The 12,888-nt window shown below is 62.1% G+C and carries 17 protein-coding genes; 6 read left to right on the top strand and 11 right to left on the bottom strand.

The annotated features are described in order from the left end of the window. Nucleotides 1-14 precede the first annotated feature (14 nt). Both serS and cysG read left to right on the top strand, forming a co-directional pair. Nucleotides 15-1,295, top strand: a complete 1,281-nt coding sequence (serS, locus tag BLW22_RS17680; RefSeq protein ID WP_065927075.1) for a serine--tRNA ligase — start codon at nucleotides 15-17, stop codon at nucleotides 1,293-1,295. Beyond that, the gene (cysG, locus tag BLW22_RS17675; protein ID WP_074847172.1) at nucleotides 1,296-2,690 is read left to right on the top strand and encodes a siroheme synthase CysG; all 1,395 of its coding nucleotides are present in this window, start codon (nucleotides 1,296-1,298) and stop codon (nucleotides 2,688-2,690) included. A 129-nt stretch (nucleotides 2,691-2,819) separates the two neighbouring features. Here cysG and BLW22_RS17670 read toward each other — a convergent pair whose 3' ends face one another. The 6 genes from BLW22_RS17670 to tusD form a co-directional block, all read right to left on the bottom strand. After that, on the bottom strand, nucleotides 2,820-3,815 hold the full coding sequence (locus BLW22_RS17670; RefSeq protein ID WP_074847171.1) for a glutathione S-transferase family protein: 996 nt from the start codon (nucleotides 3,813-3,815) through the stop codon (nucleotides 2,820-2,822). 88 nt (nucleotides 3,816-3,903) lie between these two features. Then, nucleotides 3,904-4,905: a glycosyl transferase family protein gene (locus BLW22_RS17665; RefSeq protein ID WP_065927078.1), complete on the bottom strand. Its 1,002-nt coding sequence runs from the start codon at nucleotides 4,903-4,905 to the stop codon at nucleotides 3,904-3,906. Beyond that, complete coding sequence (locus BLW22_RS17660; RefSeq protein ID WP_065927079.1) at nucleotides 4,902-5,237, bottom strand: TusE/DsrC/DsvC family sulfur relay protein; 336 nt, start codon at nucleotides 5,235-5,237, stop codon at nucleotides 4,902-4,904. Before BLW22_RS17660 ends, BLW22_RS17665 begins: the two co-directional genes overlap by 4 nt. Then, nucleotides 5,234-5,512: a sulfurtransferase complex subunit TusB gene (gene tusB, locus BLW22_RS17655; protein ID WP_053128523.1), complete on the bottom strand. Its 279-nt coding sequence runs from the start codon at nucleotides 5,510-5,512 to the stop codon at nucleotides 5,234-5,236. The genes BLW22_RS17660 and tusB overlap by 4 nt, the downstream gene beginning before the upstream one ends. Next, nucleotides 5,512-5,862, bottom strand: a complete 351-nt coding sequence (gene tusC, locus BLW22_RS17650; protein ID WP_065927080.1) for a sulfurtransferase complex subunit TusC — start codon at nucleotides 5,860-5,862, stop codon at nucleotides 5,512-5,514. The genes tusB and tusC overlap by 1 nt, the downstream gene beginning before the upstream one ends. Nucleotide 5,863: 1 nt before the next feature. Then, on the bottom strand, nucleotides 5,864-6,256 hold the full coding sequence (tusD, locus tag BLW22_RS17645) for a sulfurtransferase complex subunit TusD (protein WP_065927081.1): 393 nt from the start codon (nucleotides 6,254-6,256) through the stop codon (nucleotides 5,864-5,866). A gap of 157 nt (nucleotides 6,257-6,413) precedes the next feature. Between tusD and BLW22_RS17640 the strand changes: the two genes are divergently transcribed. Next, nucleotides 6,414-7,589 (top strand): CaiB/BaiF CoA transferase family protein, encoded by a 1,176-nt coding sequence (locus BLW22_RS17640; RefSeq protein WP_074847170.1) that lies wholly within the window; start codon nucleotides 6,414-6,416, stop codon nucleotides 7,587-7,589. Nucleotides 7,590-7,684: 95 nt separating this feature from the next. Here BLW22_RS17640 and BLW22_RS17635 read toward each other — a convergent pair whose 3' ends face one another. Beyond that, nucleotides 7,685-8,179, bottom strand: coding sequence for a SprT family zinc-dependent metalloprotease (locus tag BLW22_RS17635; protein WP_027606355.1), 495 nt, complete (start codon nucleotides 8,177-8,179; stop codon nucleotides 7,685-7,687). A 129-nt stretch (nucleotides 8,180-8,308) separates the two neighbouring features. After that, on the bottom strand, nucleotides 8,309-8,911 hold the full coding sequence (locus tag BLW22_RS17630; RefSeq protein ID WP_027606356.1) for a Yip1 family protein: 603 nt from the start codon (nucleotides 8,909-8,911) through the stop codon (nucleotides 8,309-8,311). A gap of 264 nt (nucleotides 8,912-9,175) precedes the next feature. Here BLW22_RS17630 and ttcA point away from each other — a divergent pair, with 264 nt between their 5' ends. Beyond that, nucleotides 9,176-10,000, top strand: a complete 825-nt coding sequence (ttcA, locus tag BLW22_RS17625; RefSeq protein WP_074847169.1) for a tRNA 2-thiocytidine(32) synthetase TtcA — start codon at nucleotides 9,176-9,178, stop codon at nucleotides 9,998-10,000. Between the two features lie 80 nt (nucleotides 10,001-10,080). Then, nucleotides 10,081-10,752, top strand: coding sequence for a DNA-3-methyladenine glycosylase I (locus tag BLW22_RS17620; RefSeq protein WP_027606358.1), 672 nt, complete (start codon nucleotides 10,081-10,083; stop codon nucleotides 10,750-10,752). A gap of 7 nt (nucleotides 10,753-10,759) precedes the next feature. On the opposite strand, the gene BLW22_RS17615 is transcribed toward BLW22_RS17620, so the two are convergent. Genes BLW22_RS17615 through arsC form a run of 3 tightly spaced genes read right to left on the bottom strand, consistent with a single transcriptional unit; the run spans nucleotide 10,760 to nucleotide 12,115 of the window. Then, nucleotides 10,760-11,167 carry a DUF2069 domain-containing protein gene (locus BLW22_RS17615; RefSeq protein WP_065940056.1) on the bottom strand — a complete coding sequence of 136 codons (408 nt, stop codon included), beginning with the start codon at nucleotides 11,165-11,167 and terminating at the stop codon, nucleotides 10,760-10,762. Further along, nucleotides 11,151-11,765, bottom strand: coding sequence for an NAD(P)H:quinone oxidoreductase (gene wrbA / locus BLW22_RS17610; protein WP_027606360.1), 615 nt, complete (start codon nucleotides 11,763-11,765; stop codon nucleotides 11,151-11,153). Before wrbA ends, BLW22_RS17615 begins: the two co-directional genes overlap by 17 nt. Beyond that, nucleotides 11,762-12,115, bottom strand: coding sequence for an arsenate reductase (glutaredoxin) (arsC, locus tag BLW22_RS17605; protein WP_065927085.1), 354 nt, complete (start codon nucleotides 12,113-12,115; stop codon nucleotides 11,762-11,764). Before arsC ends, wrbA begins: the two co-directional genes overlap by 4 nt. 115 nt (nucleotides 12,116-12,230) lie before the next feature. Between arsC and BLW22_RS17600 the strand changes: the two genes are divergently transcribed. Further along, nucleotides 12,231-12,692: a TlpA disulfide reductase family protein gene (locus BLW22_RS17600; protein WP_032889653.1), complete on the top strand. Its 462-nt coding sequence runs from the start codon at nucleotides 12,231-12,233 to the stop codon at nucleotides 12,690-12,692. Nucleotides 12,693-12,888: the final 196 nt, after the last annotated feature.

Raw genomic sequence — 12,888 nt, 5'->3', positions numbered from 1 at the left:
AACGAGAGACCGACATGCTCGATTCCAAACTGTTACGTAGCAACCTTCAGGACGTAGCGGACCGCCTGGCATCCCGTGGCTTTGCCTTGGATGTTGCGCGCATCGAAGCGCTGGAAGAACAGCGCAAGACCGTCCAGACCCGCACCGAAGCACTGCAGGCTGAGCGGAATGCGCGTTCCAAATCCATCGGTCAGGCCAAGCAACGTGGCGAAGACATCGCGCCGTTGATGGCGGACGTCGAGCGCATGGGCACCGAGCTGTCCGACGGCAAGGTCGAGCTGGAAGGCATTCAGTCCGAGCTGGATTCGATCCTGCTGGGCATCCCCAACCTGCCGCACGAGTCCGTGCCGATTGGCGAAGACGAAGACGGCAACGTCGAAGTGCGTCGCTGGGGCACGCCAACGGCCTTTGATTTCGAGATCAAGGACCACGTCGCCCTGGGCGAATTGACCGGTGGCCTGGATTTCGAAACCGCCGCCAAAATGTCCGGTGCGCGCTTTGCCTTGCTGCGCGGCCCGATCGCACGCATGCACCGTGCCCTGGCGCAGTTCATGATCAACCTGCACACCGGCGAGCACGGTTACGAAGAGGCTTACACTCCGTACCTGGTGCAGGCGCCGGCGCTGATGGGCACCAGCCAGCTGCCGAAGTTCGAGGAAGACCTGTTCAAGATCAGCCGCGATGGCGAAGCCGATCTGTACCTGATCCCGACCGCCGAAGTGTCGCTGACCAATATCGTTGCCGGCGAGATCCTCGATGCCAAGCAACTGCCGCTCAAGTTCGTCGCCCACAGCCCGTGCTTCCGCAGTGAAGCCGGTGCGTCGGGGCGTGACACCCGCGGCATGATCCGCCAGCACCAGTTCGACAAGGTCGAGATGGTGCAAGTGGTCGAGCCGTCGACCTCCATGGACGCCCTGGAAGGCCTGACCGCCAACGCCGAACGTGTCCTGCAGCTGCTGGAGCTGCCGTACCGCGTCCTGGCGCTGTGCACCGGCGACATGGGCTTCAGCGCCGTGAAGACCTACGACCTCGAGGTGTGGGTACCCAGCCAGGACAAATACCGCGAGATTTCGTCGTGCTCCAACTGCGGTGATTTCCAGGCCCGGCGCATGCAGGCGCGTTTCCGTAACCCGGAAACCGGCAAGCCGGAGCTGGTGCACACCCTCAACGGTTCGGGCCTGGCTGTAGGTCGCACCCTGGTGGCGGTGCTGGAAAACTACCAGCAGGCTGACGGTTCGATCCGCGTACCTGAAGTGCTCAAGCCTTACATGGCGGGCGTCGAGGTCATCCGCTAAATGGAATTCCTGCCGCTGTTTCATAACCTGCGCGGCAGTCGTGTGCTGGTCGTCGGTGGGGGGGAGATTGCCTTGCGCAAATCCCGCCTGCTGGCTGACGCCGGCGCCGTGCTGCGGGTGGTTGCTCCCCAGATCGAAGACCAGTTGCGCGAGTTGGTGCAGGGCAGTGGCGGGGAAATGATTCTGCGCGGTTATCAGGAGGCCGACCTGGAAGGCTGCACCCTGATCATCGCGGCGACCGACGACGAGCCACTGAACGCGCAAGTGTCCAGTGACGCCAAGCGTCGTTGCGTACCGGTCAATGTGGTGGACGCGCCGGCCTTGTGCAGCGTGATCTTCCCGGCGATTGTCGACCGTTCGCCCTTGGTGATCGCGGTGTCCAGCGGCGGCGATGCGCCGGTGCTGGCGCGCTTGATCCGCGCCAAGCTGGAAACCTGGATTCCGTCCACCTACGGCCAGTTGGCCGGGCTGGCGGCGCGCTTTCGTGCCCAGGTCAAAGGTTTGTACCCGGATGTGCAGCAGCGTCGGGCGTTCTGGGAAGAAGTGTTCCAAGGGCCGATTGCCGACCGTCAGTTGGCCGGGCAGGGCGATGAGGCTGAGCGTCTGTTGATCGAAAAGGTCAACGGCGCACCGCCTTATGCGCCGGGTGAGGTGTACCTGGTCGGTGCCGGCCCAGGCGACCCGGACCTGCTGACCTTCCGTGCCCTGCGCCTGATGCAGCAAGCCGACGTGGTGCTGTACGACCGTTTGGTGGCACCGGCGATTCTGGAGCTGTGCCGTCGTGATGCCGAGCGCATCTACGTCGGCAAGCGCCGCGCCGACCACGCCGTGCCGCAAGACCAGATCAACCAGCAACTGGTGGACCTGGCCAGGCAAGGCAAGCGCGTGCTGCGCCTCAAGGGTGGCGATCCGTTCATCTTTGGCCGTGGCGGTGAAGAAATCGAGGAACTGGCGGCCCATGGCATCCCGTTCCAGGTGGTGCCGGGGATCACCGCAGCCAGTGGTTGCGCGGCGTACGCCGGGATTCCGCTGACCCATCGCGACTACGCACAGTCGGTACGCTTTATCACCGGGCACTTGAAGAATGGGACGTCGGACCTGCCTTGGAGTGACCTGGTAGGGCCGTCGCAGACCCTGGTGTTCTACATGGGCTTGATTGGCTTGCCGATCATCTGTGAGCAACTGATCAAGCATGGGCGTGCCGCGGATACCCCGGCGGCGTTGATCCAGCAGGGCACCACGTCCAACCAGCGCGTGTTTACCGGCACCCTGGCGGACTTGCCGCGCATGGTGGCGGAGCATGAAGTGCATGCGCCGACGCTGGTGATCGTCGGTGAGGTGGTGGTGCTGCGCGAGAAGCTGAAGTGGTTTGAAGGCGCCCAGTCACAAGTCTGAGCACCTGCGCACACATCGACTGTAGGAGCGAGCTTGCTCGCGAAAATCGTCAACGATAACGCGCCCATCCTGAATGCAAGCGGTGTTTTTGAGTTCTTCGCGAGCAAGCTCGCTCCTACGGGTTTTGTATCAGCTCCAAACGCCTTTGCTGGTTAGCTTCACTCGATCATGCCCGGCATCAAACGCCTGCAACGGCCCCTTCGGCACGATCGCCGTCGGGTTGATGGTGCGGTGGCTCCCATAGTAATGCCCCTTGATGTGTGTGAAATCCACCGTCTCGGCCACGCCCGGCCACTGATACATCTCCCTCAGCCAATTCGACAGGTTCGAATAATCGGCAATCCGCCGCAGATTGCATTTGAAGTGGCTGTAATACACCGCATCAAAACGAATCAGCGTGGTGAACAAGCGCACATCCGCCTCGGTCAGGTACTCGCCGGCCAGGTAGCGATGGTCGCCCAGGTGCTGCTCCAGGTGATCCAGTTCGGCAAACACATCATCAAACGCGCTTTCATACGCTTTTTGTGAGGTGGCAAAGCCTGCGCGGTACACGCCATTGTTCACGGCCGGGTAGATCCGCTCGTTGAGCCCATCGATGGTCGCGCGCAGCGGCTCAGGGTAGAAGTCCAGGGTGTTGCCGGTCAGGCCGTTGAACGCGCTGTTGAACATGCGGATGATCTCCGCCGATTCATTGCTGACGATGCGGTTGAGCTGCTTGTCCCACAGCACCGGCACGGTGACGCGGCCGGTGTAGTCGGCGGTGTCGGCGGTATAGCGCTGGTGCATGAATTCGAAACCATCGAGCTTATCGCCGGTGGAGCCGTGGGCCTTGTCGAAGGTCCAGCCGTTTTCCAGCATCAGCCAGCTGACCACGGACACGTCGATCACGCTTTCCAGGCCCTTGAGCTTGCGCAGGATCAGGGTGCGGTGGGCCCAGGGGCAGGCCAGGGACACATAAAGGTGATAACGACCGGCCTCGGCCTTGAAGCCGCCTTCGCCGCTGGGCCCCGGCTGGCCATCGGCGGTCACCCAGTGGCGGCGCTGGGCCTGTTCGCGCTGGAAAGCGCCATCTGCGCTACTTTCGTACCACTGGTCTTTCCAGTGTCCTTCGATCAGCAAACCCATGACTGGCTCCTTGGCTAATAAGCGTTGGAGCCCAGTCTAAAGGGATGAGTTCGAACTAAAAGCGCAAAGACCGGGCGTGAATGATCGATTAAATCGATTTGTCCCGTGCATCCCAGTATTGCCGGGCTAATTCGAACGCCTGTTCCCGTGGGTGGCCGAGGCCGCGCAAGGCCAGGGCCATGGTGGCGATCAGCGCCAGTTGCGGGTAGCTGTCTTCTACGTCGCCGCGCCACACGGCCTTCAAGTGATCAGGCTCCAGGGTTGCCGGCTTGACGTGGCGCTGGTCGGAGAGGGCAGGCCATTCTTCATCCCAGCTTTCGCCACCGGTGGTGCCATAGAGGTGGCTGATCGTGTCGGGGTTGATCTCGACTTCGCCGCCGTCGCCCTTGACCACGATCACATGATCGCCAAGCAGGCCGCTGGCATCGCGGTGCACGCCCTGGTAACCGGGGTGGAAAATGCTTTGCAGGCCGCAGCGCGCATTCAGCGGGTTGAGCAGGCGCGCCAGGGAGTGGATCGGCGAGCGCAGGCCGAGGGTGTTGCGCAGGTCGATCATGCGTTGCAGTTGCGGCGCCCAATCGCCCAGCGGGATAAACGCCAGGTTGCCTTGTTCAAACGCGGTCCCGACCTGCTGCCAATTACGGCACAGCGGGATGTGCAGGGTTTGCAGCAATTGTTCGGTGTACAGCCGGCCCGCCGTGTGTGCGCCGCCGCCGTGCATGAGGATGCGCACGCCATGTTGCGCCAGGCACTTGGCCGCCAGCAGGAACCACGGCAGGTGGCGCTTCTTGCCGGCGTAGGTCGGCCAGTCGACATCCACATTCAGTGCCGGGGCGTTCAAGCGTTCACGCACGGCTTCGGTAAAGCCGGCGAGTTCTTCCGGGCTTTCTTCCTTGTGGCGCAGCAGCATCAGGAAGGCGCCGAGCTGGGTGTCTTCGACTTTTTCGTCGAGCAGCATGCCCATGGCTTCGCGGGCCTCTTCGCGGGTGAGGTTGCGCGCGCCGCGCTTGCCTTTGCCCAGGATGCGCACGAACTGCGCAAACGGATGCTCGGCAGGGGTTTCAAGGGTCAGCGGGGCGAAGTCGGTCATAAGCAATTCGTCGGTCTGGGCAGGCCCGCCAGCTTGGCGGCGAGTTTGGCGGGAGTGCCGTTGAACAGTGTGTTGAGGTGCAGGCTGTTGCCCTTTTGCGGGCCGAGCTTCAAGGCCGTGTACTTGATCAGCGGCCGCGTGGCAGGGGACAGCTGGAATTCGGCGTAGAACTGGCGCAGCAGTTCGAGGATCTGCCAATGATCCGGGGTCAGCACCAGGGCCTCGGCGGCGGCCAGGGCATCGGCCACCTCAGGGGACCATTCGTTCAGGTCGACGAGGTAACCGTCCTTGTCCAGCTCGAGGGTGCGCGCGCCTACGGTCAGGGTGTTCATAGCCAGGTGTTGACCTTGCTGTAGTCGAGCGACAGCTGCACGAAACCCGGGTAGTCCACGCTGTCAGCCCAGTCCGGCAGCGGCAGATTGCGCGCCTGCATGTCTTCGGCCAGCACAAAAACCTTTATGCCCTTGGTGTGCAGGGCCGCGTTATGCAGCCCATAGGCGCCATCGCCGCAGAGCAGGATCGCGTCTTCGGCGCCACAGATACGCAGGCAACTGTCGAGGCGGCTGTCGGTAAACGGGGAGTGGGAAACCACATGTAGAGTCGACATCAGAGGGTCATCACCTGGTCGTAACGGTCAATCATCTTGGCGATCGCTTCGCTGTCCAGCGACTGGGCATTGGCCGGCTGCGTCAGCCCGCGCTCACCCAGGCTATGGCTGCAGGCGAACACGTCATCGATGCCGAACAGGCCCAACGCCTGCAAGTTAGCGCTGAGGTCCTTTTGCTGCACGGCCTTGGCATCCTGGTGCGGCGCCAGTTGGAACACGCCGTCATCCATGAACAGCACGCCGATCGGCAGATCGAATGCGCCTCCGGCCAGCACGATATCCAGCGCTTCGCGCGCGCTCGGCCCGGACCAGGGCGCCTGGCGGCTGATCACCAATAAGGATTTGGACATGTCACGGCCCTCCAAAACAGATCAGGCGGTCGGCAGCCTGGGCGGCGTCGTGCAATTGCCCCAGGCCCGACAATGCCCAGGGCGCATCCAGGTTGGCCGCGCTGCGTTGATAGCGCGTGGCTTCCTCGGCATTAAGCACGCCACGACGCAAGGCGGCAGCGATGCACACCACGCCGTCGAGTTGATGCACATTGACCAACTCGCGCCATTGGCGGGCGATGTCCTGCTCATCCTGGGGTGCAACGATGTTATTGGAGGCGCCGTAGACGCCGTCCTGATAGAAAAACAGCCGCACAATCTCATGCCCGCCGGCCAACGCCGCCTGTGCAAACAGCAGGGCGCGGCGCGAGGAGGGCGCATGGGCGGCGGAAAACACTGCAATCGCAAACTTCATGGAACACTCTGCAAGCAAACGTGGGGCAATGATAAAGCCGCCGCCACGAAAAAGCCCGCCATGATCAAAACGGTCACCCTCGATGATCGTTCTGACGATTGCCGGTAGGCGCCAGGCTGCCTAGTCTGTGGGAATCCGAAACCCAAATGGAGTCTCCATGTCAGGTCCCTTGGCGTCCCTCAAAGTGCTGGATTTTTCCACCTTACTGCCCGGCCCGTTTGCTTCCTTGATGCTGGCGGACATGGGCGCGGAGGTACTGCGTATCGAGTCCCCCACGCGCATCGACCTGCTGCGGGTGCTGCCGCCCCATGACCAGGGGACTTCCGCCAGCCATGCCTATCTCAACCGCAACAAACGCAGTCTGGCGCTGGATTTGAAGCAGGCCCAGGCGCTGGAGATCGTGCGCGAACTGGTCAAGGACTACGACATTGTCCTCGAACAATTCCGCCCCGGCGTGATGGAACGCCTGGGTCTGGGGTACGAGGCGCTGAAGGCGATCAACCCGCGGCTGATTTATGTGTCGATCACCGGGTATGGCCAGACCGGGCCCTATAAGGACCGCGCCGGGCATGACATCAACTACCTGGCGCTGGCCGGGGTCGCCAGTTACACCGGGCGCCGGGACAGCGGGCCACTGCCCTTGGGCGTGCAGTTGGCGGACGTGGGCGGCGGTTCGCTGCATGCGGTGGTGGGGCTGCTGGCGGCCGTTATCGCCCGGCAGCAGAGCGGGGTCGGCCAATACCTGGATGTCAGCATGACCGATTGCTCGTTCAGCCTGAACGCCATGGCCGGCGCGGGTTACCTGGCGTGTGGTGTGGAGCCTGAGCGGGAGGGCCATGTGCTCAATGGCGGGAGTTTCTACGATTACTACCGCTCCCGAGATGGGCGCTGGATGTCGGTCGGCAGCCTGGAACCGGCTTTCATGCAGCAGTTGTGTGAAGCGTTGGGCCGCCCGGAGTTGGCCGCGCAGGGCTTGAAGCCTGAGCAGCAGCCGGCGCTTAAGCAGGCCTTGCAGGTGGAGTTCGAGAAGCGCAGTTTCCAGCAATTGTGCGAGCTGTTTGCCGGGGTGGATGCCTGCGTGGAGCCGGTGCTGACGCTCAGCGAAGCCGTGGCCCATCCGCAGTTGAAGGCGCGGGCGCTGGTCAGCCAGGTGCCCAGGGGTGATGGCTCTAGCCAGGCGCAGATAGCCTGCCCGTTGAAGTTTTCGGAAGGGTTGCCAGCGCCCCGGCACATTGGCGTCGCCGTGGGTGCGCACAGTGATGAAGTGTTGGCGGAGCTGGGCTTGAGCCCCCAGCGCATCAGCGAGCTGCGCAGCTCCAAGGTGATTATGTAGTGGCTGGGCGGACGCTATCGGGAGCAAGCCCCCTCCCACATTTTGATCGTATTCACAGGCCTAATGTGGGAGGGGGCTTGCTCCCGATGAGGCCTTTATTCCACTCTGGTTTCGCCGGTAAACACCAATGTCTGCCGACAGCGCCGACACAGGTACCGCCGCCCCTGAGCCACCATGCCATGGCGTTGCGACGAAAACGGAAAGTCACTGTCCGCACACGGGCAACGATAAATATAGCGGGTTACCTGGCGACGCTTCACGGCATAGGTGTGGCAGCGGTCCGGCGGCAGTTCATAGACCCCACGCATGATCAGTTGCCATTCCTCGCCATGGGGCTGGATGCGTTCGCCGAACAATTGGTGGGCAATCAGGTGCGCCACCTCATGGGCCACGGTCTGTTTCAGGAAGTGTTGGCTGTTTTCTCGGTACAACTGTGGGTTGAAGCGCAGCAGGTTCTCGTGCAAATGCGCGACACCGGCCTTCTGGCCCCGCAGCTTGAGGCTGACCTGGGGGCGTTTGAAGCTTCGTTTGAAAAAGGATTCGGCTTGCAGGAAACAATCTTCGACGCGGGTATTGAGTTGCTCGGGCATGCTGTACATATCTCCAGAGGCGTCCAGTATGCCGCAAAGCGGGGTGTTTCCGAATCTGTCAGGCGCCGAATGGTCATCCATCACGCACAAAGCCACCTTGCGGTGGCCTTGCCTTTGCCATTGAACGGGTCAGTTCGTGTAGATCGGCCCCACGCCCAGGCCCCAGACGATCACGGTAAACGCCATGATCGCCACCAGCACCACCAGCCCTACGGCCAGTATCGAACTGGAAAACAGGAAGCCTTCATCCGGATCGATGCTCATGAAGGTCGGTACGCCGACATACAGCAGGTACACCGTGTAGCAGATCGCCGCAGTGCCCACCACCATGCCCAGCCACATATGCGGGTAGAGCGCCGCCAGCCCGCCGATAAACAGAGGTGTCGCGGTATAGGTGGCAAACGCCACGCACCGCGCCATGCTGGGGTTGGCGTCGTAGGTGCGGGCCATCCAGTGGATGAACGCGCCCATCACTGCCACGCCGCCGAGCATGGCCGCGTAGGACATGAGAGTCATCCACAGCGCACTTTCCTGGGTCAGCATGACCGGGGAGCGGTTGCCGATGACCCAGCCGACCTGGGTGGTGCCGATAAAAGCCGATACGGCGGGGATCGCCGCGAGAATCAGGGTGTGAGTGAGGTACATGTGGCCGATGCTTTCTTCTTTATCGCCACGAATTTCCCGCCATTCCTGGTCGGGATGGGTAAACAGCCCCACGACGTGATGGATCATGCCAGTCACTCCTGTCGTTATTACCATCGCCCCCCATCGGAGCGCCCACGGGCCAGATGGCCACAAAGGTCTGGATAGATGTGTGCGACCTCAAGTCGCAGTATAGGAAGGGATGACCGGAATAACCGTAGGGCCTTTAGAGCAAATTGCGCTGTAAACAGGGGGCCTAATCGCGGCGGGGTCTTTTACTGTTAGCCCTTTAGCTGTTTTTTTTGCGTAAAATACCCGGCTTTTCGTCACACACCTCCAGCGGATCCAAGCGCCATGGGCACTCTTACGGTCAACCAGAACAAACTGCAAAAACGCCTGCGCCGCCTGGCCGGTGAGGCAGTCGCCGATTTCAACATGATCGAGGACGGCGACAAGGTCATGGTCTGCCTCTCCGGCGGCAAAGACAGCTACACCATGCTCGACGTGCTGCTGCACCTGCAAAAGGTCGCGCCGATCAAGTTCGACATCGTTGCGGTCAATATGGACCAGAAACAACCGGGCTTCCCCGAGCACGTGCTGCCGGCCTACCTCGAGGCGCTGGGCGTCGAGTACCACATCGTCGAAAAAGACACCTATTCGGTGGTCAAGGAACTGATCCCTGAAGGCAAGACCACCTGCTCGCTATGCTCGCGCCTGCGCCGTGGCACGCTCTACACCTTTGCCGATGAGATCGGGGCGACCAAGATGGCCCTGGGTCACCACCGCGACGATATCGTCGAGACCTTCTTCCTCAATATGTTCTTCAACGGCTCGCTCAAGGCCATGCCGCCCAAGCTGCGTGCCGATGACGGGCGCAACGTGGTGATCCGCCCGCTGGCGTATTGCAACGAGAAGGACATCCAGGCCTATTCCGACTTCAAGCAATTCCCGATCATCCCGTGCAACCTGTGCGGCTCCCAGGAAAACCTGCAGCGCCAGGTGGTCAAGGACATGCTGGTGGATTGGGAGCGCAAGACCCCCGGGCGTACCGAAAGTATCTTCCGCAGCCTGCAGAACGTGCAGCCGTCGCAATTGGCCGACCGCAACCTGTTCGACTTCACCAGCCTTAAAATCGATGAGAGCGCCGCGCCGCGTTTCGTCAATGTTGTGAACCTCTGAGCTCATTCAACGCTCTGACACACGGCGCTCGCGGGCGCCGTTTTCAATTCCATTGCCAGCATTCAACAGCAGGAGAGGGCATGCGCGATTACAAGTGGCTGCACGAATATTGTCTGAACCGCTTCGGTTCAGCGGCCGAGCTGGACGCCCACCTGCCGGTGCCCAAGACTCCGGCGCAGTTGCGCAAGATCAGTGATGATCGCTACCTGTCGACCTTGGCGCTGCGCGTGTTTCGCGCCGGCTTGAAACACAGCGTGGTGGATGCCAAGTGGCCGGCGTTCGAGCAAGTGTTCTTTGGCTTCGACCCGGAAAAAGTCGTGCTGATGGGCGCTGAGCATCTGGAGCGGCTGATGCAGGACACGCGCATCATCCGTCACCTGGGCAAGCTCAAGAGTGTGCCGCGCAATGCGCAGATGATCCTGGACATCGAGCAGGAAAAAGGCAGCTTCGGCGCATTTATCGCCGACTGGCCGGTGACCGATATCGTTGGGTTATGGAAATACCTGAGCAAGCACGGTCATCAGTTGGGCGGGCTGTCGGCCCCGCGCTTTTTGCGGATGGTGGGCAAGGATACCTTTGTGCCGAGCGATGACGTGGTCGCGGCATTGAATGCGCAGAAGATTGTCGACAAGGCACCCACCAGCCTGCGCGACCTGGCCACGGTGCAGGCTGCGTTCAACCAGTGGCATGCCGAGAGTGGGCGGCCGATGTGCCAGCTGTCGATGATGCTGGCCTATACGGTGAATCACTGACCGGGTTCTAGGGTGTGGCCAACCGGCGGTTCAACTGGTGCCGCCAGCGCACATACAGCAGCGCCGTGCAAAACACCGCCAGGCTGGCCAGCATCTCCAGCACCCCGAACCACTGCCGGTTCGGGTCATACGCCGCCAGCGCGCCCTTGATGAAATACAGGTTCACCGCAAAGCACATCCACGAATGCCCGCGCGCGCTGCCGATGATCATCCCCGGCGCCAGCACCAGCAGCGGCACCAGTTCGATCAGCAGGATCACCCACGGGCGTGCGCCGTGCAGGTCGGCGACGAACAGGTAGTACCCGCACAACAAACCCACCAGGGCGAAAAACGCCAGCAGGCTTAACGCGCGTGCCGCCTTGACCCGTGGCTCCAGCCACGCTTGCGGCGGTAGAACCTTAGGCTTCCTGGCCACGGCCGTTCTCCAGCAGCGTGGCGGTCTTGGCCAGGCGCAGGCCCAGGGCCCGGCACAGGGTGATTTCATGCGGGTCGAGCAGGCGCTTGCCATCCGGCCCGGCATGGTGGCTGGCGCCATACGGCGTGCCGCCGCCCTGGGTGTCGAGCAGCGCCTGTTCGCTGTAGGGCAGGCCAGTGATCAGCATGCCGTGGTGCAGCAGCGGCAGCAGCATCGACATCAGCGTGGTTTCCTGGCCGCCATGCAGGCTGGCGGTGGAGGTGAACACCCCGGCCGGCTTGCCGACCAACGCACCGGTGAGCCACAGGTTGCTGGTGCCGTCGAGGAAGTACTTGAGCGGCGCGGCCATGTTGCCGAAGCGCGTCGGGCTGCCCAGGGCCAGGCCCGAGCAGTTTTTCAAGTCATCGAGGCTGGCGTACAGCGCGCCTTCGTCCGGGATGCTCGGCGCCACGGCTTCGCATTCGGTGGAGATCGCCGGTACGGTGCGCAGCCGCGCTTCCATCCCGCCTTGCTCGATGCCACGGGCAATCTGCCGAGCCATTTCGCTCACCGAGCCATTGCGGCTGTAATACAACACCAGCACATACGGCGCAGTCACGGCAGGATCTCCAGCACGTTCTCTGGCGGACGGCCAATGATGGCTTTATTGGCGGTTTCCAGGATCGGGCGTTCCATCAGCTTGGGGTGTTCGGCGATCGCGGCGATCAACTGCGCTTCGCTGAGGCTGGCGTCGGCCAGGTTGAGGGCCTTGTATTCGTCTTCGCCGGTGCGCAGCAGTTGGCGGGCGCTGATGCCCAGCTTGGCCAGCAGTGCCTTCAATTGCGCGGCATTCAGCGGGTTTTCCAGGTAACGCACCACGGTGGGGGCGAGGCCTCGGGCTTCCAGCAGTTCGAGCGCACCGCGGGATTTCGAGCAGCGCGGGTTGTGATAAAGCGTCAGATCGGTCATGTGCGGGTCGCATCTTGCGTAAGGTGGCGGGTATTCTACCTGCGCGGCGTCCTGTCCTTAAACCGTAAGAGGCGATAGGTCGCAGCCAACGTTCATTTTTGCGAAGGAATACCCCATGACAAGGCGACTGATCGGTGCATTGGCGATCATTACAACCCTGCTGCTCAGCGGCTGCGGCAATGACTACGGCGTTGACCAGTACGGCCAGAAGGTCGCGGCCGAGCGCCTGGACAAACAGTGGCTGGTGGTCAACTACTGGGCGGAATGGTGTGGCCCATGCCGTACGGAAATCCCCGAACTCAACGCCCTGGCGGAACAGTTGAAGGGGCAGGGCGTGGGGGTGTTCGGGGTTAACTTCGACAATGTGCAGGGTGCAGAGCTGAAAGAGGCCAGCGACAAACTGGGGATCAAGTTCACCGTGCTGGCACAGAACCCGGACGGGATCTTCGAGATTCCGCGCAGCGAAGCGTTGCCGGTGACCTATATCATTGATGACAAGGGCAAGGTGCGCGAGCAGTTGATGGGTGAGCAGACGGCGGAAGGGGTGTTGGCCAAGCTCAAGGCCTTGCGCGGCTAGAGTATTGCCCCCGATCAAATGTGGGAGGGGCGGTGCGACGATTCGACTTGCCCCGATAGCGGTGTGTCAGCCGACACACCTGCCAACCATGCCGCCGCCATCGAAGCCTCGCTAAAGCTCGACATCTCCCACAGGGGCCCAGCGGTGCCCACGAGATCTACAGCCGAGCAACTTCCCACCTGCCAACCCATCTCAT

The organism is Pseudomonas marginalis (genome assembly GCF_900105325.1).
GTDB lineage: Bacteria > Pseudomonadota > Gammaproteobacteria > Pseudomonadales > Pseudomonadaceae > Aquipseudomonas > Aquipseudomonas marginalis.
The sequence above is the reverse complement of the archived record's forward strand: the minus strand, read 5'-3'. Positions and strand labels throughout refer to the sequence as shown.

Bases quoted from the DNA above. Each gene is read 5' to 3' on its own strand.
- serS (WP_065927075.1), top strand. From the start codon at position 15: ATGCTCGATTCCAAACTGTTACGTAGCAACCTTCAGGACGTAGCGGAC.
- cysG (WP_074847172.1), top strand. From the start codon at position 1,296: ATGGAATTCCTGCCGCTGTTTCATAACCTGCGCGGCAGTCGTGTGCTG.
- BLW22_RS17670 (WP_074847171.1), bottom strand. From the start codon at position 3,815: ATGGGTTTGCTGATCGAAGGACACTGGAAAGACCAGTGGTACGAAAGT.
- BLW22_RS17665 (WP_065927078.1), bottom strand. From the start codon at position 4,905: ATGACCGACTTCGCCCCGCTGACCCTTGAAACCCCTGCCGAGCATCCG.
- BLW22_RS17660 (WP_065927079.1), bottom strand. From the start codon at position 5,237: ATGAACACCCTGACCGTAGGCGCGCGCACCCTCGAGCTGGACAAGGAC.
- tusB (WP_053128523.1), bottom strand. From the start codon at position 5,512: ATGTCGACTCTACATGTGGTTTCCCACTCCCCGTTTACCGACAGCCGC.
- tusC (WP_065927080.1), bottom strand. From the start codon at position 5,862: ATGTCCAAATCCTTATTGGTGATCAGCCGCCAGGCGCCCTGGTCCGGG.
- tusD (WP_065927081.1), bottom strand. From the start codon at position 6,256: ATGAAGTTTGCGATTGCAGTGTTTTCCGCCGCCCATGCGCCCTCCTCG.
- BLW22_RS17640 (WP_074847170.1), top strand. From the start codon at position 6,414: ATGTCAGGTCCCTTGGCGTCCCTCAAAGTGCTGGATTTTTCCACCTTA.
- BLW22_RS17635 (WP_027606355.1), bottom strand. From the start codon at position 8,179: ATGCCCGAGCAACTCAATACCCGCGTCGAAGATTGTTTCCTGCAAGCC.
- BLW22_RS17630 (WP_027606356.1), bottom strand. From the start codon at position 8,911: ATGATCCATCACGTCGTGGGGCTGTTTACCCATCCCGACCAGGAATGG.
- ttcA (WP_074847169.1), top strand. From the start codon at position 9,176: ATGGGCACTCTTACGGTCAACCAGAACAAACTGCAAAAACGCCTGCGC.
- BLW22_RS17620 (WP_027606358.1), top strand. From the start codon at position 10,081: ATGCGCGATTACAAGTGGCTGCACGAATATTGTCTGAACCGCTTCGGT.
- arsC (WP_065927085.1), bottom strand. From the start codon at position 12,115: ATGACCGATCTGACGCTTTATCACAACCCGCGCTGCTCGAAATCCCGC.
- BLW22_RS17600 (WP_032889653.1), top strand. From the start codon at position 12,231: ATGACAAGGCGACTGATCGGTGCATTGGCGATCATTACAACCCTGCTG.